The sequence below is a fragment of the Lysinibacillus boronitolerans JCM 21713 = 10a = NBRC 103108 genome (assembly GCF_000772935.1).
Lineage (GTDB): Bacteria > Bacillota > Bacilli > Bacillales_A > Planococcaceae > Lysinibacillus > Lysinibacillus boronitolerans.
The window spans coordinates 93,650-116,460 of sequence record NZ_JPVR01000068.1; the positions used below are offsets into that span (position 1 = coordinate 93,650).

Consider the following 22,811-nt stretch of genomic DNA (forward strand, 5'->3'; position numbering starts at 1 on the left):
TTTTTAATACATCTTTTTGTAGTATGATGAAAAACAAAAGGAATATTCATAGATTATTACAAGAAAGGGGAGAGGATGGATCGTGAAATTACGCAATTCATTAACTTTTCAACTTGGGACGATTATCGCTGGTATTTTAGTGGTGATGCTAGGGATTACTTCGTTCGCTACATACATAACTGCTTACAATAAACTTTATGATGCTGCTGGTGTTGAGGCCTATGGCTGTGCCAATATTACGACAGGTTTGATCAATTCGCAACAATTGGACAAGGCCCTTCAAGGCGACAAGGCTGTACAGGAAAGCATCGGGAACGATTTAAACTGGACAACCGGTCATAAAGATATTTTCCAAACACAATATATATTATCATTGGATGGCACATTAATAGCGCTTGATGATCATTTGGCTGAGAAAGGCTATGCACCTGGTGATCAATTTTATTTAGACAAAGAAGCTATTGATATGTTGCTTACACATAAGCATCCGACATACTCACAGCCCTATACCTTTGCAGGGATGGACCGTTTATCTGGCTATGCCCCTATTTTTAAAGACCATGATTCCAGTAAAGAAATTATTGCCATTAGTGTCATTGACTTTGATGCCAATATTGTTAAGGAGCGAACATGGGATGTTGTACGAAATGGGATTTTAATTAGTATTTTCCCTATGCTAATTGCTTCCATCATTACAGGCTTTTTAATCCGTCGTAAAGTAAGACCGATTAGTGTGCTGATTCAGCAGGCGAAAGAAATTGCCAATGGTAATTTAGCTGTACCTGAAACAAAAATTAACAGTAAAGATGAAGTAGCGGATTTAGCGAACACATTAAATCGAATGACAGCCAATTTACAAAATATGATTATGACGATGCGTTCCACTTCTAATACGCTAACAAACAACGCGGATGAAACCGCTTCCACCTTGAACGATATGAGCAATACCATTCAAGGTGTCGCCAATAATATCGAAGAGGTAACAAGTGCCGTAACGGCAGGGATGCATCATGCTGAAAATGCGACAGATGTTCTTACTTCTTTAGCACAGGATCTTCAATTGATTCAAAGTAATGCCAATAACAGTGCTGATAATGCTCGACAAACAATGGCATTAGCAACAGAGGGTGAGCGACTAGCAAAAGATATAAGCAATGATATGGCATTAATTCACAGCGGATCAGGTGAGGTACGACAAACAGTAGAAAACTTGGTTGCATCTGCAACAAAAATTCAAACGATTACTACGTCTATTGCGAACATCGCATCACAAACAAATTTGCTAGCACTAAATGCTTCCATTGAAGCGGCTAGAGCAGGGGAGCAAGGCAAAGGCTTTGCTATTGTCGCTGAGGAAGTACGGAAGCTTGCTGAACAATCTAATCAAGAGGTATTGCAAGTTGAACAGCTTATTCAGGATATAATGAAGCATGTTCAGCAGGTCATGTCATCTACGAATGATAATACGCAATATATTGAAAAAGGAACAGAGACAGTGCGTCTAACAGCACAATCTTTAGGAAATATTTCGACAGCAGTGGCTACAACAGTAGAAGAAATGATTACCATTTCTAATGCTATGACCGCTGAAAACGAAAAATCTGCACGTATAGTGCAAATGATTCAACAATTAACAGAATCTATTCGTGATATAGAAGAAACGATGAATATGATTACCGTCGCAGCACAGCAAACAACTGCAAGCATTGATGAGGTGGCACAAGGCTCTAATGAAACAAATCATATGGCACACACACTCGAACAACATGTAAAAGCGTTTAAATTAAAAGAATAATAAAAAGATTAGGACATGTTGGCTTTTGCTTATACTTCTTAAATGGTAAACTAGCAATAAGATTTTTCTTTTGCGAAGGTGAGGATTTTAATGGTGGTAAATCAAATGAACGAGCAAGTACAACAAGTCAATGACCTATTTTTGAGTGGTCAAGTAAAGGAAAGTTATCAACTAGCTAAAGAAATATTGGGTAATGATACAGCGATCGAAGAAGAGGCCTATCAAGTCATTCAGCAGCATGTGGCAATGCTAGAGGCAAATGGGTATGCAAATATGCCTCAGCCTACTGACGACAAAGTGAAGCAAAGTGTGGAACGTACAGATGGCTCGTATCCAGAACGAGATGTTCTTGCAGCTTATATAGGTAGTCAGGATGATGAGCAATTTGGTAAAGTGGTCGATGAGCTTTTAGCAGGGCCTATAGAGGCGCAGGCTAACGCCTATTATACAATGGCGGAATATTATGTCCTTGCAAAAGAACAGGACAAGGCATCAGTGCAGTATGCGGAGGCAATCAAATTGCAGCCTAATAAGGCATTGTATTGGGGAGCATTTGCACAGTTTTTAAATCGTCACGAAGGTAGCCCTTATTTGGCATTAAGACTGATTGAAGAAGCAATTCTCCTAGATGAAATGAATCCTCGTTGGCACTATATACAAGGTAATATATTTTTCCAGCTAGTAGCAGCGACAAAAAATTTAAGCTATTTACCTGCCTTGGAAGAAGCATGGGAGAAAGCTAAAAAACGTTGTACAGCTAAGCAAGTCACATTGAAATTGGATTTGGAGAAGTCAAAAGATTTGTTAGCGCAATGGAAAAAGCAAATGCTCTAACAGGTAAAAAGACATGAAACTATTAATAATTATTTCCTTTCAAGTATAATTATGCTATAGTGAAACCCTAAACGGACGTATGAAGCTTATCGATGACATGAAAGAAGTGTTTTTTTGAGTTTATATGTAGCGTATGTATTGGTAGGACTTGCCATTGCCATGCCTGTAGGAGCTATTACTGTAGAAATGACAAAGCAAGGACTCAAAAATGGTTTTATGCACGGCTGGGCAGTTGGGCTTGGTGGCATGACCATTGATATTGTATTGGTTTTTGCTTTGTATATGGGACTAGCCTCCATCTTGGCTATGCCTTTAATTCAACTACCCATGTGGATTATTGGAGCGGGCTTTTTATTCTTGTTAGGCTATGATTCTATCAAGAACGCTGACCATGATATTACATTGGCAGGAGAAAAAGTAACCAAATCGTTTTTTGCCTCTTATTTTAACGGCTTACTAGTGGCTGTTTCCCCAGGTAATCTTGTTTTTTGGGTCAACGTATTTGGTGTAGTGCTAGCAAAATCATATGGACAAGGGGAATCATCGAGCTTTTTAATTATTGCTGCTGGTGTATTAAGTGGAATTTTACTCCACGATATCGGTTTGCTCACCATTGTCTCGGTTACTCGTAAAGCTATGAATCGGAAGATGATTCGGACATTTACAATTGTCGCAGGCTTCTTATTAATTGGTTTTGCTTGTTATTTTATCTATGAATTTATACAAGGAATTAAGATTTATATATGAAAAGTGCGATCCCTAAAGATCGCACTTTTTTTATTACGCAATAGCCTCAGTATGCTCTTTTATACAGGCTAAAATCTCTTCTGCTACTTCATGCGCTAATGCTAGTTCTGAAGTAAAGCCAACACAAGAACAATTCATCTCACCTAAAATATAGCAATCTTCTCCGGCTTCATTGGTGTCTAGCATAAAGTCAGCCGTCCAGATTAGCGGTAAATCATAATTGCCTAGTAGGTTTGTTACTTGAGGGAGCTGCTTTAAAAAGTTTTGTACCAGCTCTTGCCAGTCTTCAGGTTTGTCATAGCGGTATTGAGCGCCAGAGAATAGAGTTGCACTAAAGGCATCCTCGGTAGCAGCTGGTTTTTTATGTACGACGTGTACGGGATGATCGCGCAACATGAATAAGCGGATTTCGCCTTCTGTAATCCTTGGAAGAAAGCGCATATCGATTAACATACCATTCGTTCCTGTAATATACTGCTCACAAAATGTCATAAAGTCGCCAAGCTGCCAATATTCTACATGATTGTCTTTTGCTTCAGTACATTTGATTTGTGTATCAAGTGGCACTTCAGTGATACCCTCTGCTAGCGGTTCCACCAATTTTACACGCCAAATACCTTCTCCCGTTGAACCACGATTTTGCTTCAAAACACGCTCTGTTAAGGCTAAGGAAGTAGGGAATTGTGTTTTAAATGCTTCGATTGTGTAGTAGGCAAATGTATCGTCAGGTACTAAATTTGTTGTCGTCAGTTTTGATAATACATCTTTTGAACCATAGCTAATCATGGCGTCTGGATGTGGCATCCCTATAACGCCAGCTTGGCATAGCTCTCGTAGCATAGCAAAGTACTCATCCTCATGCTGTAAGTTGCCTGGGTTAATGCGAGATACATAGGCAATACCATGTTCCTTAACATAGTGAAAGATTTCCTGCTTTTTTGTGATATCAAAGAAGAGTACCTCTGCATCCTGTCCACGTTGCTTTAGCGCTTCCACCATTGGCATTGTATCTGGGCGATAGCCATCTGGCCCTTTATCTGTGCCGCCTTCCACCTCGAAAAAAATAACTTTTTTATCCATAAAATACCTCCTTATATCTGTTATTATGTTCAGTATAGTAGACAAATAAGGAGAAAAGATAGATGAAATATGTAAATTTTATGTATAAATTCATATATTACTATCTCAGTAATAGGAGGTATTGACTATTAAAATCATAAATCTCTTAATTTTCTGTTTTCAAGGCTGCTTTTTCTGAAATACTGTGAGATATAAAATCATAAGTAGAATTAGCAATGTACCAATAAACTGATAGCCGCCAAAAGCAATTTTTAACCACCAAACACTTGTGATGACAGCCATTAATGGTTCAAGACTACCTAGTAGGCTCGACTCCTTTGGTGAAAGATAGTGCAAGCTAGCAATATAAAACCAAAAAGCGAGCATTGTCCCAAAAATAACAATAAAGAGAAAATAGGCAGTGGTTGAAAATGTCCAATCTGATAGATCGATAGCCCATGGTGGGTGAGCTATACTCATTACTATACCGCCGATGATCATTGACCAGCCGACAACTAATAATGAATGGAATTGCTGTAAAAGTGGAACGGCATAAATGGTATAAAATGCAACAGAGAGACCAGATAAGATACCCCACAACACAGCCATAAAAGGAACGGACAATGTTGAAAAAGAACCGTTTGTTAATAATAAAAAGGTCCCCACAAGTGTAAGTGACACAGCTATACCATCCTGCTTTGTCAATGGACTTTGTCTCGTTAGAAAATAATAAGCCATGATAAACAGTGGTGCTAAATATTGCAATAATGTGGCGACAGCTGAATTACCAATAGCGATTGACATCATATAGGTGTATTGGACAGCAAGCATGCCGAGTAAGCTAAATAAAATTTGTCTAAAAGCATTTTGCTTTGTGCGCCACATGACGAAAATGGATTCATGCCGATGGGTTATTTTATAAATAGCTATTAGTAGCAGACCTGCTAAAAGTAAACGACTAGAAACAAGCCAGCCGACCTCTAAATTGTCTTGCTGAAATAGTCGTTGGGCAACGGTCCCTCCGATTCCCCAGAAACTTGCTCCAAGAATAACTAGTAGAAAGCCCCGTGTACGTTTATTTTGGATAATTTGATTCATCTGTTTACATCTCCTAAACTATCAATATAAGATGATTATAAAGTGATTAAGTGGAAATAAATATCGATTTAATCCAATAAAATATCAATATATTGAGGTGTTATAGATGCCACTAACACATATTAAAGTTGCCAAGGATTTACAGGAGTTAACATTGCATGGAACAAAGGAATTTCCAGTTGCCTTATATGAAACGATTATGCGATTAGAAAGCATGGATTTTCTACCTCTCCATTGGCATAAAGAAATACAATTTGTTTTTATAAAAAATGGATGTGCACAGTATCGAGTGGGGACGGACGTTTTTGTATTGAAGCAAGGCGAGGGACTCTTTATTAATGCCTCAGGTTTACATGAAGCAAAGCCTTATCAAATTGAACAAGCGACCGTTTATTGTGTGAATGTAGATCCAAAGTTAATGGGGGGGCATGAGGGCAGTATCTTTTTCTCAAAATATGTAGAACCGTATATTACAAGAAATCGAATACCTTATGTCAAACTAACAGGAGAGTTAGCGCAGAAGGTAGCAACGATTGCGGAATTAATGCGAGCGCAAGCTGCTTTTTTTGAGCTAAAGGTACGGAGAGAGCTTCTATTTATTTGGGAATCTATGCTAACCCAATCCTTATTGACAGAACAAATAATGGATTCTGCCACTATTGTGCAGCATGAACGAGCAAAGGCTATGCTAGATTTTTTACACGCACATTATCAGCAGAAAATAGCATTAGAAGATTTAGCTAGCCATGTGTATATAAGTCGCGCTGAATGTAGTCGTTTTTTTAAGAAAATAGTGGGCTTGACACCGTTTACCTATTTATGCCAATATCGATTGCGCAAAAGCATAGAATTATTGAAAGGTAATGAGCTATCGATAACAGAAATAGCTGTGGATACAGGCTTTAGTACTGTCAGTTATTATATTGAAAAGTTTAAAGAATACACTGGCTACCCGCCACATGTTTATCGTAAGAAGTTTTTAAGTGTGAAAAATAATTGAACGTGAATGGAAATAGGAACATCTTTTATACGCAAATTCTATACAAGATGAACCATTTGGCATAAAGTAAAATTAATAGTAGAGAAGGGGGCGGAGTGAATGGTGGTCTTAAAAAGTAAGCAAAATATATGGCTGGCCTTATTATTAGTGGTGTTAGCGAGTAACTATACACTTTATAACACAGGATTTGGCACATCTATTTTACCTATCGAAACAAATGGTGTTGTTATGGGTTCATTGATTGATTTTATTGTGGTGGTACCTGTGCTATTTATGCTTTATAAAGGCAAATTTTCGTTCAAGCAAGCCATCCTATTAGCCGCAGCAGGCTGTATTGCTGCACGTTTGATCATTCCTATGGAGCACCTTCAGCCATATGTGGCAGTAACATGGGCTGGCTTTGCGATTGAAGGATCTATTATTCTATTAGAAATTATACTAGTGGCAACACTTGTACGATACCTGCCAAAAATACTAGGAGAAGTGCGTAAAAGCTCTTTACCAGACCTCTTTTCATTTTCTAAGGCTGTAGAAAAACATGCACCCAAGCACCCAGTTATTCAGATGATCTGTGCCGATTTATTAGTGCTTTATTATGGTTTCGCGAGTTGGAAAAGGCAAGAACGACAAGGCTTAACTTTGCATAAAAATTCCAGCTATATCGCTTTTCAGCTCATGATTATTCATGGGATTGCAATTGAAACGATCGGTATTCATTGGTGGCTACATGAAAAATCCATAATACTTTCCGTTGTGTTGCTTGTTTTCAATATTTATTCAGTAATCTTCTTTCTTGCGGATATGCAGGCTATTCGCCTAAATCCTGTTTATGTCACAAATGATACAGTGTACTTATCCCTGGGATTAATGAAACGTACTGAAATTCGTTTTGATCATATTGCTGAAATCATCGAAGACAAGGAGCAACTAAAGGGAAAATTATCAAAAGATACGATAGACTTTATAGCACGTGATTTTGGTGAGGCCTATCCGCATTTTATTTTGAAAATGAAAGAGCCTGTGGAAGTAACGTTTATGCTAGGAATCAAGAAGCGCTATAGTCACATAGCCATTAAAGCAGACCAGGCTCAAGAATTTAGACAAATGCTTGTACAAGGAATGGCAATGAGCCAACCTGATTGACTATTTCTTAGTGATAAAAAACAAAATAGTCAATTGAAAGGTAGAAATGGATTTCCGTTGCAGGCTACTTGTTTTCCTATGGGAGTCAAGTAGCCTTCCACTTCACCCCATAAAAATATTGCCCTGGTTTTCAAATAAAGTAAAGTGTTCGCAACTCTTTATGGAGAGGTTTGTCACGCATTACTTCTCTATATAAATAACACTTGTGCAGAATGGCTGATTGTAATGGAGCCAGCGTCACAGAGGAGACCTTGGAGCGAATGGACGTGAGTGAAGCGGCATATCGGACGCTGGCGGAAAAGAAAATCAACCTCTCACCTTGCAAAGTTGCTTTTTCTGCCGTTGACATCAACTTAATTTAACAACATGAAATAGTCAATGTTTTGTGATCAAAACATTGACTATTTTTTTATTGATTGATTTTTAGCAATGCTTTCTGGATAAATTACTTCTGATTATCATCTCATCTGTTAGGAAAGGGAGAAATCCATTCCTTATAGTTTAATAAAATATTCAATTTACTTAGCTCGGAGATTGCATTTTAACAACAAAGGACCTAGTGATTCGTTATAATATGATTATTTTATCCTGCATTAGTGAAAGTGATGAATACTATTTAACCTAATTTTAACCTTCGAATTTTATAGTTTTAATGTACTAAAATAGAAGGAGTGTTTATTTTGAAGGTAGTTCCAAGAAAGATTGCTGAATTACAGGAAGGCTTTGTTTTAGGGAAAGATCTATATGTTGAAAATCGTATGCTAATGAAAAAGGGAAGTGTATTAACAGCACGTATTATTACATTATTAAAAAACCGTAATGTTCAACATGTATATATTGAAGTGCCAATAGACAAAGAGGTTAATCAAATACAGTCTATTAAAGTACAACCGCAACAAAATTCTTTGGTAAGTAGTGAATGGGATGAAATGCCTAAATTTCTGCAAGCACTAGCAGCATTGAGTACGGAGAGACGATATGGTCATGCTTTAAAAAATATGGATGATATCGTATTTGTGCGAGATTTATTTGAAACGTATATGGAGAATCTAAGCTATCGAAGGCTATTGCAGACACTAAAAAAATATGATGAATATACTTATATGCATGCGCTTGACGTATTTACACTTGGTACATTATTTGCGAAAAAAGAAGGTATTTCTCATTTAGAGCACTATGCATTAGGCTTTTTATTTCATGATATTGGTAAATTAAATATTCCACATGAAATTTTATCGAAAGAGGAGAAACTAACTGTGGAAGAATTTACTATCATGCAGAAGCATACACAGCTTGGCTATGACCTATTAAAGGAACTTGGACTTGAATCCATTGCCTTTTTGGCAAAATTACATCATGAACGGATCGATGGCTCTGGTTATCCAGATGGATTAGCAGGAAAAGAGATTCCAAAGGTAGTATTATTACTACAGCTGATTGATATCTATTCGGCTATCACGATGAATCGCCCCTATAAACAGGAAATAGGGGCTGCAGAAGCTATAGCTACTATCTATAAAGAAAAGCATTTATTAGACGAAAAGCTTTTGGCTAAATTTGTTGATTTTATTGGTATCTATCCAGAAAAGTCCATTGTCCTTTTGTCAGATGGAACGCATGCTTTAGTAGAACATGTCAATCTTATGTTCCCGCTTCTTCCTACGGTTAGAAGATTAGATTCGAATACAATTTTTGCGTTACCAGTAAATCTTCAAATAAAAATTGAGAAGCTTATTACATATTATGTAGAAACACCGGATCAGTTGTTCCGAAAATTTTCTGAGTATTTAATAAAAGGCGAAGCGCATTTAATGGAGAAATATTATAATAAGCTAGTTGAGCAACACACCATTTCTGAATGCATCACAAAAATTTATATCCCCGTATACCAAATCTTTGATGTGCTCAAAGAACAAGTAATGTTAGAAAATGTACGAGTAAAGTTAAGAGGGTTATTAAACAAGGCTATATTCCATTTACGAAAAGATACGAAAACAAAAAGCTCTGCCATCTTTCTAGTCGATCAAAATCTACGAGCAAGTATTCCTTTACTTTTACTAGAAGGTGTTTTTTATGTAAAGGGAATCTGTCCTATTATGATAGACACTACAACAAGCAAAGAGGAGTTATTGCGAATCGCAGACTATTGTGAAGCGACTGTCATCTGTTCATTTGAAGAGGAATATAACCCATTAATCGGTACAAACCGAAAATTGGAGCTCTATCATATTACACCAAAGAAGTTAGAGAGTCTCGTTTTTAGCTTTGCTGGACAATCAATTAAACAAATAAATATAAAGGTAGCGTTGCAAAAATATAAAGCGGTTACAAAGATAATAAACAACTAGCATTGAAGAGGAGGGTTTGTGTGTGAATGATTGTATTCTTTTACAGTCTAGTCAAGATTGGCATCTACAAAGAATGTATATGAAGAAATTTAACAATCTGGTACTGGTAAAAAGTGTTCATCATAATTCAGCAGAGACAAGAGCCAAACTACAATATGAATTTTCTTTGTTTTCGAATGAGCAAAATCCTTGGTTATTAAAGCCAATTGCTATTGATTATATAGATGATCAATATGCCATCATCTATGAAAATTTTAATGGAGTCCCCTTAAAGCAATTCAGTAATAACTTGATTTCTTTGCATCAATTTCTACAGATTGCGATTGACCTTGTCAATATTTGTATGAAAATGCAACAAAGTGGTTTACTTTACCTACACCTACATCCTAATCAAATCTTAATCAATCCTAATTCTTTAAAAATAAAACTATTAAGCTCTGAATTTAGTACAAAATATGATGTAGAATCTCCAGTTGTGATTGAAAATCCCTATGAACGACTAGAACAGCTACCCTATTATGCACCTGAGCAAACGGGCAGACTTCATTTAGAGGTAGACTATCGGACAGATTTATATGCACTGGGCATCATTTTTTACGAAATATTGGGGGGGCAATTGCCTTTTCAAGCAAACGATGCCGTCGATTTGATTTATGAAATCATCACCAAAAAACCAGAAGCATTGGTGAGTATAGACAGTCGCTATCATTCTTTGCTTTGGGAAATTATTGAAAAGCTATTAGCTAAAAATCCAGCTGATCGTTATCAAAGTGCCATTGGTTTGAGAGAGGATTTACTACATATCCAACAGAAACTTTTAGTAAACGAACCGCTTGAAAATTTCCTGCTTGGTGAACAGGATTTGCATCTGAATATGGGACTATCTACTAAGCTGTATGGGAGAGAATCGCAATTCGCAGAGCTTTCCTCTATTTTTCGTCAGGTTGCAAAAGGTGACAAAAAGATGGTTACTATATCAGGACAAGCAGGGTATGGAAAATCCAAGTTAGTTCAAGAACTAAAGGGTGAAATTGCGGCCGCAAAGGGCTATTTTATTACGACTAAGTATGAGCAATTGCAACTAGAAAATGATTATTCCATTGTCATCCATCCTTTAAGGAGCTTATTGAAATTTATTTATATGGAAGGGGAAAGGTCTGTCCATTTATGGAAAAAATTATTTCAAGAGGTTAAATTAGTTGTGACAGATGAACTTATCCATCTATTACCTGAACTCAAATGGTTTGTGAAGGAGGAAGTACACTTTCAAAAAGAAGTGCGCCAAAATACAAAACAGCTCCATTCCTATACGTTTATATCGATTCAAAAAATTTTATTAACATTTGCTATGCAGAAGAAACCAGTCATATGGTTTGTAGATGATTTGCATTGGGCGAATCAAAGTACGATTGAAATTATGACCCAAATTTTTGAGCAGCACCGAGCAGGATACTTTATGATGATTGGTACATTCCGGGTGAATAATGACAGCGCTGAGGAGGAAAATCAACAAAGAACCCCTAGTTTTTCGAACGGTCATCATATCCATTTACCCTTGCTTCAGGAGCAACATGTTCAACAATGGTTAGAGGCGTCTTTCCATGCAAAGCCACATACCATACAGATCATTGCCAAGCAATTATTTAATTTGACCAAAGGGAATCCGTTATTTGTGAAAGAAGTGTTTCGTTCACTCCAGCAAGATAACACGATTTATTTTAATGCAACAACAAAAGAATGGGAGTTTAATCGTAAGAAATTTAATTTATCGCGTTTAAATAACGAGCTACTTGCCTTTATCGAAACTAGAATGGCTAATTTAACAACAGAAGCCCATGAGATTTTACGAATTGCTGCATGTTTTGGTCAGCGCTTTGAATTTACAGATGTCTTAAAGCTGGTGTCCTTATCAGCTCAAGCGTTATTAAAACACCTGGAAACACTTGTTGAAAATGGCTTTATTATTCCATTAGATGCCCATTATAAATGGGCAAGTACATTAGAGCATGAAGGAATTTTGCATACATTTTCTACCAAATTCCGATTTGTTCATGATCGTATTCAACAAGTAGCTTATCAGGATTTACCAGGGCAATTGCGTGCAAAATTTCATTATCAAATTGGCCAGCTTTTAACAGATGTCTCTCAAATAGCTGCAGATCATGATCGATTAAGCGAAATCGTCATGCATTTCAATTACAGTCGACACTTATTGACTGGGGAAGAAAAGCAAAAGTTGGCTATCTGGAATTATCAACTCGGTATTGAGGCTAAAAGAATAGGGCTCTTTGATAATGCGCTAAAATTTTTTACAACTAGTAAAGAACTATTGACGCCTGATCATTGGGAGACTAGGAGAGAGCAGTCGGTTAAATTATATGCAAATTTAGGTGAATGTGAATATTTAACCGGCCACTACGAACAATCGGAAAGGCATTTAACAGAGGCTTTGCAGCATGCAGAGACAAAATTAGAAAAACTGATGATTAACAATTTGAAAACGGTATTATACATTGAGTCCGATAACCCTATTATTGGTCTAGAAGCAGGCTTGGCAGGTTTTCAAGTTGCGAATCTTAAAATTTCAGCTTATCCTAAAAAGTCACAGCTTCTAAAAGAGTATCTATTGTTGAAATGGGCATTGCGACATATGTCTGACCAAGACTTGTTGCAGCATCCACCAACGAATAGTAAAGAAATTGATATTTTGATTCATTTAATTATTAATATGACGGCAAGTGCTTTCCTATTAAACCCTAACTTAACAGGTATTCTTTTAATGAAAGGGCTGCGTTTACAGTTGAAGTATGGCACTACATCGAAAAGCGGCATGGTATTGATTAACTATGCTTTGCTTTTAAATGCAGGCTTTACCAATATAAAAGAAGCCACTCGCTTTGGCAAACTTGCCATCATTGTTGCCGATAACCAAGAAAGCATATATATCAAGGGCCATACTTATTATGTGTATGGCGTGTTTATCAGCCATTGGACAGAGCCCTATGAAACCAGTATTCAATATATTAACGAGGCTCAAGCAAAAAGCCAGGAGCTCGGCTTATATCATTTAGTATCCTCAGCTTCATGTTTTATTGTCGCGATACGACTTATTCAGGGGGGTGCCCTAGAGGATTTACAACAAGAAATTAGACGACAACAAGAGGAATTTTCTATTCATGCAAGTACCCTTTCAATTGACTTTTTAGCCGAAATGGGGAGATGGATGAATATCCTACGCTATCCTCACCATCCTGTACATTGGGCTTGTCCTATCACAATACAGGATCAGCCTGCTATTAAAATTATGCATTATTCAGTACGTTTACAAATGTCCTTTTTATTAGCTGATGAAAAACAAGGGAAAGCGATTCTGGTTGAATTAAAGAAGCTAAGTAAGGACACTTATACATTACCAATCACCACGGTCTATTATTTTTATCGAGCCATGTGGCAATTTCACTTTCTGCATAGTCAAAATTGTCAGGTACAAGAGCAGAGGTTGTTTTTAACGGATATACGTCAAAGCCTCAAGAAATTTAAGAAATGGGCTGCTTATTCTCCAGAAAACTATGAGCATCTCTATGCTTTATTAATGGCAGAGAATTACCGTTTACACAACAACGACAATGAGGCAGAACTCTATTATGACCGAGCAATACGATTAGCAAGTATGAATGGTTTTGTCCAGGATACAGCACTAGCATATGAACGAGCTGCAAACTATTATCTCGCAAAACAGCAAAAGAAAACGGCAAGACATTATATACTAAATGGTATTCAAAATATTGAAACATGGGGAGCAGAAACAGTTGCTAGAAGATGGGCAAGAGATTATCAGGTGCATCGCAAACTGGAAAATCAGAGCAGAGAATCACTCTCGTTTGATATGATGACAGTTTTTGAGACGACTCAATCTTTTGCAACAGCCATCCGTATGGAAGAATTACTGTATAAAATATTGTTTTCCCTGTTAAAGCACGTGGGGGCAAATAGTGGCTATTTCATTCATAAACAGCAGCAGGAATTATTGGTGTTAGCAAAGGCAGAAGCTGCGGAAAAAACCTTTACAATGTATGATCAACAAAGTATGGAGAATTTTAATGCGAATATGCAATCGATTATACGCTATGTTTATAATAGTAAAGAGCATGTGATTATCGACAATGCACAAAAACCACAGCATCCTTTTTTCTCCTATTCAACGGCTAAATCTATTCTTTGCCTACCAATTATCCATCAAAATGAAATTATTTCGATATTGTATTTTGAAAATACCTTAATGACGAATGCCTTCCATCCATCTCATGTTCAGCTATTGAAAGTGATCGCTGCTCAAATTGCCGTTTCTTTTGAAAATGCAAAAATATATGGAGATTTAGAAAAACGTGTTCAGTTGCGTACTAGGGAGCTAGATGAGACGAATCGGCATTTGATAAAAATGAATGAACGTTTAGAAAAAAATGAACTGGAACGTAAAAAACTCTTGCATAGTATTTCCCATGAATTACGCTCACCGCTAACCTCTACATTAGGGTATATAGAACTAATGCTAGAGGGCGTGATAGTTGACCCAGTAGCCAGAAAGAAATATTTAATACGAAGCAAAGAAAGGCTACTATCATTAAATAGCTTAATACAAGATTTGTTTGATTTAGCAAATCTAGAAGCTGGTAGAGCAGAATTTTCTTTTACAGAGGTAAAGGCGAAGGAATTTTTACAAATGGCAACCCGTTATGAGGATGAAGTAAAACAATCAGGATTAACATACAGTGCGCACTTTTATGGTCATGAAGAAGCCCAGCTACTGATTGATAAAACGCGAATCAATCAAGTGATTGAAAATATCATGACCAATGCAATGAAATATACATCAAATGGTGGAATTCAAGTGTCCATCCATGTAGAGGACAAGCACTTGATTTGTTCGATAGCAGATAGTGGCATTGGAATTGCTGAGAGTGAACTTCCCTTTATTTTTGATAGCTATTATCGTGCAACTAACATCCATGAAGCACATTCGCACGGCATTGGCTTAGCGATCTGTAAACATATTGTTCACCAGCATAATGGTGAGATTTTTGTTGAAAGTCTTGAAAATGAAGGAAGCATATTTAGCTTTACATTACCACTAGTTAAGGTATTGGTAAAAAATTAAGAAGGGGTGGTGAGTGTTTTCTTACTTCTCACCACTCTCTTTTTTATAGACGAATTGGTAGCCAAAACCTCTCACTGTTTGAATCCATTTCGGCTTTGAGGGAATATCTTCAATTTTACGACGAAGCGTACTAATATGGACAGATACAGTTTTCAAATCAGTGACACCGTCATAGCCCCAAACATGATCAATGAGTTGATCAACACTAATCACTTGATTCGCATGCTCAATTAGAAAAAAGAGGAGCAGCTTCTCCTTCGTAAATAAATTTAATAGCTGTCCATCCTTATAAACATTTTTCTCATCTAAATGTATGGACAAATTATCAATATGTACAATATTACTTTTCTTTGATGGGTTTCTCCGTTTTAAATTTGCTTGGATACGGGCCAATAATTCTTTTGGAATAAATGGCTTTGTCAAATAATCATCTGCCCCCACCTCAAAGCCCTCAAGCTTCTGTTCAATTAGATGATTGACGGTCACAAAAATGATAATGACATCCGACACATCCCGGATTCTTTTGGCTAACTCGAAGCCTGTTCCATCTGGTAGATTAACATCTAACAAGATTAAATCTGGCTGCTGCGTGACAGCGAGGTGCCAGCCACTGGATAGAGATGATGCCTTTAATACACTATAGTTAGCATTCGCTAGTGTGAGTGATAAAACCTCCATAATATCTATATCATCTTCCACTATTAAAATTTTCTCGTTCGACATATCTATCACCTTCCTATTTCAAATATACCAACTTTTGTCTAGGTTGGGAATTAGAAGACTTAGAAGTCGAATGATTTTAGAATCCCTCATAGCCCTAGTCAAAATAATCATGCGAGTTTACAAAATAAATAGAGACTTCTATTTCCATGAGAAAATGAAGTCTCTAAAAAATTAATCTAGGTGTGCGATAGCATGGAGTAGATCATCACGGATGGCCTCCCAAAATTGCTGTTGAACACTATCACTGTACATATAAAGCTCTTTATGTTGAACATGGTCATAGATGGCAGCAATCGTTTCTTGATGAAAAGAGAGACGATGGTTTAATAGCTCTCGTTCTTCTTCAATACAAAATAGTTTATAAATATCGGATAGGCGTTCAAACTTTGCTAATTTCTGTGACATCACTTCATATTGTGTTTGATGAAAACGTCCTACGGCAGAAGTCATTGAAATTTTTGCACGATGCTCTGCCTGTAATGTTCGAAACTCCTCCTGACGAATGGCCACACGATACCAAAATTCATAACGATTTGGTAATTCTCTTAGTTCATAGGTAAGTAATGATTTTAAAATTGAATGCACTTGTTCATATGTATCGATGATCTTCGCTGGTTCTTTAAAAATGCCAAACATACTACCACCCCCATGTAGTTTAATACTACGAGTGAAGATTAAAATCCTTTAAAATAATCATAATATTCAAAAGCGAGAACCTACTAATTATTGAAACCTTGACTCAGCAGTTATGTAAAGATTTACAGGGGGTGAGTCAATGTATGCGTATAAATTTGTACAAACACAATTAGGCAGCTTTTTTCAGGAATCTACCTATCGGAAAACAATCGAAGAATACGATAAGCAAGGTTGGCGCTTAGTGCAAGTATTGCCGATTGCTTATAATGGACATGGGAAACCAACAGACTATGAAATCATTTTTGAGAGATTACTGTCATGACTATCAATGAACGCTAGATTCTTGCCTTAAATGGTGGGAGTGTAGCGTTTTCTTATTTTAATACAAAGTTTGCTGTTTTTATTAACAAAAATAGTGTATTCAGAAAAATATAGAAATAGCATTTACAAAACAAAAATATATGTGTTAACTTAAATAGTGTTAATGGTTAACTTAAAAGAGGGGGGTTAACAATGCAACATTTTTGGGTTGTCGGTACAGATACGGATGTTGGGAAAACAATTGTCACCACCATGTTGATGTGTCATTTACAAAAACAAGGCTTGAAAGTTTCACCATACAAGCCTGTGCAAACAGGAGAGGTATACGAAAATGGTCGTGGCTATTATTATGATACAGCCATGTATGAAAAGTATTCCTTACAAAAGCTTCAACAAGAGCACCTTAATAGCTATTCATTTAGAGAAGCTGCATCGCCACATTTTGCTGCGCAACTGGAGGGGCAGCAAATTGATGCCAATGAGCTATTATTGCGTATTCAATTATTACAAGCATCCTATGATGTTGTGATATGTGAGGGAGCGGGTGGGCTTTTTGTTCCGCTTACTGCCCCCAATGGAATGACGCTGCTTGATGTCATCGTGAGTAGCAAGCTGCCAGTAGTGCTTGTTACAAGGACATCCCTAGGGACGATCAATCACACATTATTAACAATAGAGGCATTGCGCTCTCGTCAAGTTGACGTTCTTGGCATGGTGTTTAATGGGGACACGGGCAGCTGTATGGAGCAAGATAATATACAAACGATTTTACAGTACCACCCCTTACCCTATGCGATTATTCCGCAGCTACAAAATTTGTCACAGCTAATGGATTATGCCATCACACACACCACACTGTTTGAAAGGCTATTTAACTATGAAACAAGCAGTAACTGATTTACAGGTAAGAGATTTACGTCATGTTTGGCATCCATGCTCGCAAATGAAGGACTATGAAGCATTTCCACCAATCGTCATAAAAAAGGGGCAAGGTGTGTGGCTTTATGACGAACATGATCAGCGTTATTTGGATGCTGTCTCATCTTGGTGGGTTAATTTATTTGGACATGCCAATCCGCGTATTAGCCAGGCTTTAAGTGAGCAAGCATTTACATTGGAGCATACGATCTTTGCGAATTTTACACATGAACCAGCTATACAATTGGCTGAAAAACTAACCGCGCTAGCACCACAGGGATTACATAAAGTCTTTTTTGCCGATAATGGCTCATCTGCTATTGAAGTTGCACTGAAAATGAGCTTTCAATACCATATGCAGACGGGGAAACCAGCAAAAAAGCGCTTTCTCGCCTTGACGGATGCCTATCACGGAGAAACCATTGGTGCTTTATCTGTTGGAGGGGTAGGGCTTTACAATGAAGTTTACCAGCCTCTGTTATTAGATACGGTGCGTGCCAAAGGGCCAGATTGCTTCCGCTGTCCATTTCAGGAAGATCCAGCAAGTTGTAATGCACCATGTAGTCAATTTGTTGAGGAACAACTTCAAGCGCATCATGAGGAAATCACGGCAGTTATTATTGAACCATTAATTCAGGCTGCAGCAGGTATGAAAATGTACCCACCTGTCTATTTACAGCACTTACGGGCATTGTGCTCACACTATGATGTGCACTTCATAGCAGATGAAATTGCTGTAGGGTTCGGTCGGACAGGTACATTGTTTGCCTGTGAACAAGCGGATATCATGCCAGATTTTATGTGTTTATCAAAGGGGCTAACTGGTGGTTATTTACCTTTATCTGTTGTCTTAACGACGCAGCAAATCTATGACGCTTTTTATGATGATTACGGAACAATGAAAGCTTTTTTACATTCGCATAGCTATTCAGGCAATACATTGGCCTGTCGTGTGGCACTGGAAGTGTTAACAATGTTTCAAGAGGAACAAGTGATGGAGATGATTCAGCACAAGGGACAATACATGCGAGCTTTAGCCATGGAAGCTTTTTGTGATATGCCTTATGTGGGTGAATACCGACAAGTTGGTTTAGTGGGGGCGATTGAACTAGTGAAAAGCCGGCGGACAAAGGAAGCGTTCGCCAGTGAGGAGCGTATCGGCTATCAAATTTATCAACGGGCTTTAACGAAAGGCTTACTCATCAGACCGCTCGGCAATGTTCTGTATTTTATGCCACCTTATATTATTTCTGAAGAGGAAATGTCATTTATGATTCATACAACGAAAGAGACAATCGAACAATTTTTCCAAGACAGGGGGGCTAAGGTTGGGTAAGCGACATCAAACATTAGCGCTTGTCATGATTGCCATGTTTGCTGCTCTAACAGCAATCGGCGCTTTTGTTAAAATTCCAATGCCTGTCGTACCCTTTACATTACAAATTGTTTTTGTATTTTTAGCAGGCTGTTTATTGGGTAGTCGGAATGGTTTTTATAGTCAACTTGTCTATATCGGTGTGGGCTTAGTAGGCTTACCTGTTTTTACACAGGGTGGTGGTATCACATATGTCTTACAGCCAACTTTTGGTTATTTGATTGGCTTTGCCCTAGCCGCCTATGTGATTGGGTTCATCATTGAAAGGATTGAGACGCCAACGAAAAAGCATTTTATCGCAGCAACCATTTTTGGGCTGGTTATTATTTATGCTGTGGCTGTTCCTTATTTGTATGTAGCATTGAATTTCTGGTTAGACATGAAGTCAAGCTGGTCACATGTGTTTGTTGTCGGCTTTTTAAGTAGTATTGTCGCTGATTTTTGCTTAGCTATTACATCAGCGCTATTAGCGGAGCGCTTGTATAAAGTATTTCAGTCAGCAAGAAATGTGAAATTTTCACACGTAGAGGGGGAGAATGTAATATGAATTATTACCAATTAGCAAAAGAAGTAATTGCTGGAAAGGTTATTAGCAATGAAGAGGCACTCGCCATATTAAATAGTGAGGATGATGAGCTATTACAGCTTATGGATGGTGCTTTTGCGATTCGTCGTCATTATTATGGTAAAAAAGTAAAGTTGAATATGATTATGAACGCCAAAAGCGGTTATTGCCCTGAGGATTGTGGTTATTGCTCCCAGTCCTCTAAATCGACGGCTCCTATTGAAAAATATCCCTTTATTACAAAAGAGGAAATTTTAGCGGGTGCAAAACGAGCATTTGACAATAAGATTGGGACGTATTGTATTGTAGCCAGTGGACGTGGGCCAACACGTAAGGATGTCAATGTCGTGAGTGAGGCGGTTGCTGAAATAAAAGAAAAGTATGGCTTGAAGGTTTGTGCCTGTCTTGGCTTACTAAAAGAAGAACAGGCACAGCAACTAAAGGAAGCGGGTGTGGATCGCTACAATCATAATTTAAATACATCGGAACGTCATCATTCCTTCATCACGACCTCACATACATATGAGGATCGTGTCAATACGGTGGAGATCGTGAAAAGGCATGGCATTTCACCTTGCTCAGGTGCCATTATTGGGATGAAGGAAACAAAAGAGGATGTCGTCAATATTGCACGCGCCCTCCATCAATTGGACGCTGATTCTATTCCTGTAAACTTTCTAAATGCAATTGATGGAACAAAGCTAGAAGGGACAAAGGATTTAAACCCACGCTATTGTTTAAAGGTTTTAGCGTTGTTCCGCTACATTAATCCGACAAAGGAAATCCGTATTTCGGGTGGTCGTGAAATCAATTTAGGCTCACTTCAGCCACTTGGTCTCTATGCAGCTAATAGCATTTTTGTAGGGGATTATTTAACAACAGCTGGACAAGAAGCGAATAATGATTATCGCATGCTTGAGGATTTGGGCTTCGAAATTGAATTAACACATAAGCAAGAAGAAGTATTTTGTTAATCTTATGAGATAGAAATCTACTACTACAGCAAAAACCGTACTTTTGTACGGTTTTTTGCTGTAGATGAAAAGAGACGGATAGGCTGTGAAAGGTAGTGGATAAAAATTGAAAAGTGATGGATAGACCGGACATCACTGGCTGTTGATATACCTATAAAATCAAGGTTTTCACAAATTGTTCAATGAAAGCGTTTTGAAATTGAACAGTTTGTGAAGACCTTCACATAAAGCTTTCTTTTTGAAAAAATCAGCGTAAAATAAGAATCAAGTAAGGAATTGTTATAAAACAGTTGATGAATCGTCTCACAAATTTTAGTGGTTGTTATATTACAAAAATAATGAGTGAAGGGAGCTTTTCACATGTGGGTTATTACAGTTTTTGATAAAAAGGACGTTCGAATTTTTGAGTATGCGAGCAAGAATGAGGCAACAGAAGCTTTAGCAAAATTCAAGAAAAATGCCGTTTTAACGTATACAAAATAAGTTGCTGCTAAAGCAGCCCTCTACCGACAGAGGGCTGTTTTTTTAATGTACAACAATGGAAGCAGCACTGTACAGTAATAATAGTGCCATGATGATGTTAAACGGCTTTCGATATTGCTGTAGAACCTTTTGAAAAACGGAGCCACATAACGCCCAACTAAATGTACTGATTACACCAAATGGAACGTTAGACGCTGAGGCCCATAGAGAAGGAACGGAGGAATATAAAACCGTTTTTGATGGGGAATTAATCATCCATATACAGGATCAGGATTATCGATTAACAAAGGGTGATGCCATACGATTTAAGGCTGACCATCCACACACATACAGCAATCCAGGTAGTACAATAACACGACTTAGTATGACTATTTACTATCCACATTAAAAAACGTATAAACGCTTTTCACAGCGTTTATACGTTTTCGTTTTATAAAATACTAGCTAACCGTTTAATTCCCTCACGGATGACTTCAGGTGTTGCATTTGTATAGTTAAGGCGCATTGTATTCACATTCGTTTTTGATGTATAGAATGGATCGCCAGGCACGAAGGCTACCTTTTGTTCCATCGCTTTATTGAATACATCAAGGGCCGGTGTACCGTCCTTCATTGTCGCCCAAATGAACATGCCACCCTCAGGTCGTGTGTATTCAACATGGGCAGGGAAAAACTCCTGCATCGCATCAAGCATCGCATCCGATTGATTTTTATATAAAGCAATAATTTTCTTTACATGTTCTGTATAATCATTACTTGCTAAGTAATCGTAGATAACATATTGTGAAAAAATATTCGTATGCAGATCAGATGCTTGCTTCGCTGTTTCAATATGCTGTAAAAGCTCTTTGTTTTTTGTGATAATAAAGCCAAGACGCATGCCTGGTGTGACCGTTTTAGAGAAAGAACCTAGTAAAATACTATTTTCTAATTTACCAGCACCGATATATGGAAGTGGCTCCCCTTGGAAACGTAGCTCCCCGTACGGATCATCCTCAATTAAAGCAACATCGTATTTTGCCACTATTTCGCAAATTTGCTCACGCTTTTCCTTCGAATATGTGAGTCCTGTTGGGTTTTGGAAGTTCGGCACCGTATAAATGAATTTTACATTTGGTTGTTGTAGAGCACGCTCTAACTCTTCTAAGTTAAGACCATCATTTTCTAGTGTAACACCATGAAAAGTTGGCTCTGTTAAAGTAAAGGCTTGGATGGCTCCTAAGTAACCCGGCTCTTCGATGATAATGCCATCGCCTTTATTAATAAGTACTTTACCAATAAGTTCAAGCGCTTGCTGTGAGCCTGTAGTAATAAAGACATCGTCAGCATGTACATCAAGTCCATGGAGACGTTGATATTTTGCAGCAATATATTCACGCAATGGTGCATACCCCTGTGTGGATGAATATTGGAATAACCTGCTGCCATTTACTGTAATAGCATGGTCTACCGATGCTCTCAATGCATCAATCGGGAAAGAGATAGGGTTTGGAAGCCCACCTGCAAAGGAAATAACGTCCTCTGCATCTGTCACTTTTAAAATATTTCGAATAAATGAGGATGGTGTTTTTAAGATTCTTTCAGAATATTGCATAATTATCGGTCCTTTTTTTCTGATTTTTTAAAAATTATATCAT

General features: G+C 37.6%; 18 protein-coding genes and 1 pseudogene. 14 read left to right on the forward strand and 5 right to left on the reverse strand.

All coding sequences use genetic code 11. The annotated features are described in order from the left end of the window. Positions 1 to 82: 82 nt before the first annotated feature. The 3 genes from CD31_RS07615 (at position 83) to CD31_RS07625 (ending at position 3,376) form a co-directional block, all read left to right on the forward strand. Positions 83 to 1,795, forward strand: coding sequence for a methyl-accepting chemotaxis protein (locus CD31_RS07615; RefSeq protein WP_036076601.1), 1,713 nt, complete (start codon positions 83 to 85; stop codon positions 1,793 to 1,795). 105 nt (positions 1,796 to 1,900) lie between these two features. Further along, a complete protein-coding gene (locus CD31_RS07620) occupies positions 1,901 to 2,629 on the forward strand; it encodes a tetratricopeptide repeat protein (RefSeq protein ID WP_244905062.1) in 729 nt (242 codons plus the stop codon). Between the two features lie 114 nt (positions 2,630 to 2,743). Next, on the forward strand, positions 2,744 to 3,376 hold the full coding sequence (locus CD31_RS07625; protein ID WP_016993869.1) for a LysE family translocator: 633 nt from the start codon (positions 2,744 to 2,746) through the stop codon (positions 3,374 to 3,376). Between the two features lie 33 nt (positions 3,377 to 3,409). On the opposite strand, the gene CD31_RS07630 is transcribed toward CD31_RS07625, so the two are convergent. After that, positions 3,410 to 4,456 (reverse strand): Cj0069 family protein, encoded by a 1,047-nt coding sequence (locus CD31_RS07630; protein ID WP_036076605.1) that lies wholly within the window; start codon positions 4,454 to 4,456, stop codon positions 3,410 to 3,412. A 159-nt stretch (positions 4,457 to 4,615) separates the two neighbouring features. Next, positions 4,616 to 5,533, reverse strand: a complete 918-nt coding sequence (locus CD31_RS07635) for a DMT family transporter (protein ID WP_016993867.1) — start codon at positions 5,531 to 5,533, stop codon at positions 4,616 to 4,618. A gap of 106 nt (positions 5,534 to 5,639) precedes the next feature. Between CD31_RS07635 and CD31_RS07640 the strand changes: the two genes are divergently transcribed. From CD31_RS07640 to CD31_RS07660, 4 genes are all read left to right on the forward strand, one after another. After that, complete coding sequence (locus CD31_RS07640) at positions 5,640 to 6,533, forward strand: AraC family transcriptional regulator (protein WP_036076607.1); 894 nt, start codon at positions 5,640 to 5,642, stop codon at positions 6,531 to 6,533. A gap of 99 nt (positions 6,534 to 6,632) precedes the next feature. Then, on the forward strand, positions 6,633 to 7,676 hold the full coding sequence (locus tag CD31_RS07645) for a hypothetical protein (protein WP_036076609.1): 1,044 nt from the start codon (positions 6,633 to 6,635) through the stop codon (positions 7,674 to 7,676). A 680-nt stretch (positions 7,677 to 8,356) separates the two neighbouring features. Continuing rightward, complete coding sequence (locus CD31_RS22935) at positions 8,357 to 10,024, forward strand: HD-GYP domain-containing protein (RefSeq protein ID WP_081977466.1); 1,668 nt, start codon at positions 8,357 to 8,359, stop codon at positions 10,022 to 10,024. A gap of 22 nt (positions 10,025 to 10,046) precedes the next feature. Continuing rightward, on the forward strand, positions 10,047 to 15,179 hold the full coding sequence (locus CD31_RS07660) for an ATP-binding protein (protein ID WP_036076611.1): 5,133 nt from the start codon (positions 10,047 to 10,049) through the stop codon (positions 15,177 to 15,179). Positions 15,180 to 15,200: 21 nt separating this feature from the next. Here CD31_RS07660 and CD31_RS07665 read toward each other — a convergent pair whose 3' ends face one another. Together CD31_RS07665 and CD31_RS07670 are read right to left on the reverse strand one after the other, a co-directional pair. Beyond that, complete coding sequence (locus CD31_RS07665) at positions 15,201 to 15,902, reverse strand: response regulator transcription factor (protein ID WP_016993859.1); 702 nt, start codon at positions 15,900 to 15,902, stop codon at positions 15,201 to 15,203. Positions 15,903 to 16,073: 171 nt separating this feature from the next. Further along, a complete protein-coding gene (locus tag CD31_RS07670; protein ID WP_036076613.1) occupies positions 16,074 to 16,538 on the reverse strand; it encodes a hypothetical protein in 465 nt (154 codons plus the stop codon). A 139-nt stretch (positions 16,539 to 16,677) separates the two neighbouring features. Between CD31_RS07670 and CD31_RS07675 the strand changes: the two genes are divergently transcribed. From CD31_RS07675 to CD31_RS22945, 7 genes and pseudogenes are all read left to right on the forward strand, one after another. Next, entirely contained in the window at positions 16,678 to 16,860 is a 183-nt protein-coding gene (locus CD31_RS07675) for a DUF4177 domain-containing protein (RefSeq protein ID WP_036076615.1), read from the forward strand. A 191-nt stretch (positions 16,861 to 17,051) separates the two neighbouring features. Then, the gene (gene bioD, locus CD31_RS07680; protein WP_036076617.1) at positions 17,052 to 17,756 is read left to right on the forward strand and encodes a dethiobiotin synthase; all 705 of its coding nucleotides are present in this window, start codon (positions 17,052 to 17,054) and stop codon (positions 17,754 to 17,756) included. Further along, positions 17,737 to 19,113, forward strand: coding sequence for an adenosylmethionine--8-amino-7-oxononanoate transaminase (gene bioA, locus CD31_RS07685; RefSeq protein ID WP_036076618.1), 1,377 nt, complete (start codon positions 17,737 to 17,739; stop codon positions 19,111 to 19,113). The genes bioD and bioA overlap by 20 nt, the downstream gene beginning before the upstream one ends. Then, complete coding sequence (locus tag CD31_RS07690; RefSeq protein ID WP_036076620.1) at positions 19,106 to 19,699, forward strand: biotin transporter BioY; 594 nt, start codon at positions 19,106 to 19,108, stop codon at positions 19,697 to 19,699. Before bioA ends, CD31_RS07690 begins: the two co-directional genes overlap by 8 nt. Further along, positions 19,696 to 20,691 (forward strand): biotin synthase BioB, encoded by a 996-nt coding sequence (bioB, locus tag CD31_RS07695; protein WP_036076623.1) that lies wholly within the window; start codon positions 19,696 to 19,698, stop codon positions 20,689 to 20,691. The genes CD31_RS07690 and bioB overlap by 4 nt, the downstream gene beginning before the upstream one ends. Positions 20,692 to 21,051: 360 nt before the next feature. Continuing rightward, a complete protein-coding gene (locus CD31_RS23995) occupies positions 21,052 to 21,174 on the forward strand; it encodes a hypothetical protein (RefSeq protein ID WP_004231260.1) in 123 nt (40 codons plus the stop codon). A 163-nt stretch (positions 21,175 to 21,337) separates the two neighbouring features. Next, positions 21,338 to 21,562: pseudogene (locus tag CD31_RS22945) on the forward strand (cupin domain-containing protein); the annotation flags it as partial. 42 nt (positions 21,563 to 21,604) lie between these two features. On the opposite strand, the gene CD31_RS07700 reads toward CD31_RS22945, so the two are convergent. Next, a complete protein-coding gene (locus tag CD31_RS07700) occupies positions 21,605 to 22,768 on the reverse strand; it encodes an aminotransferase-like domain-containing protein (RefSeq protein WP_004231267.1) in 1,164 nt (387 codons plus the stop codon). Positions 22,769 to 22,811: the final 43 nt, after the last annotated feature.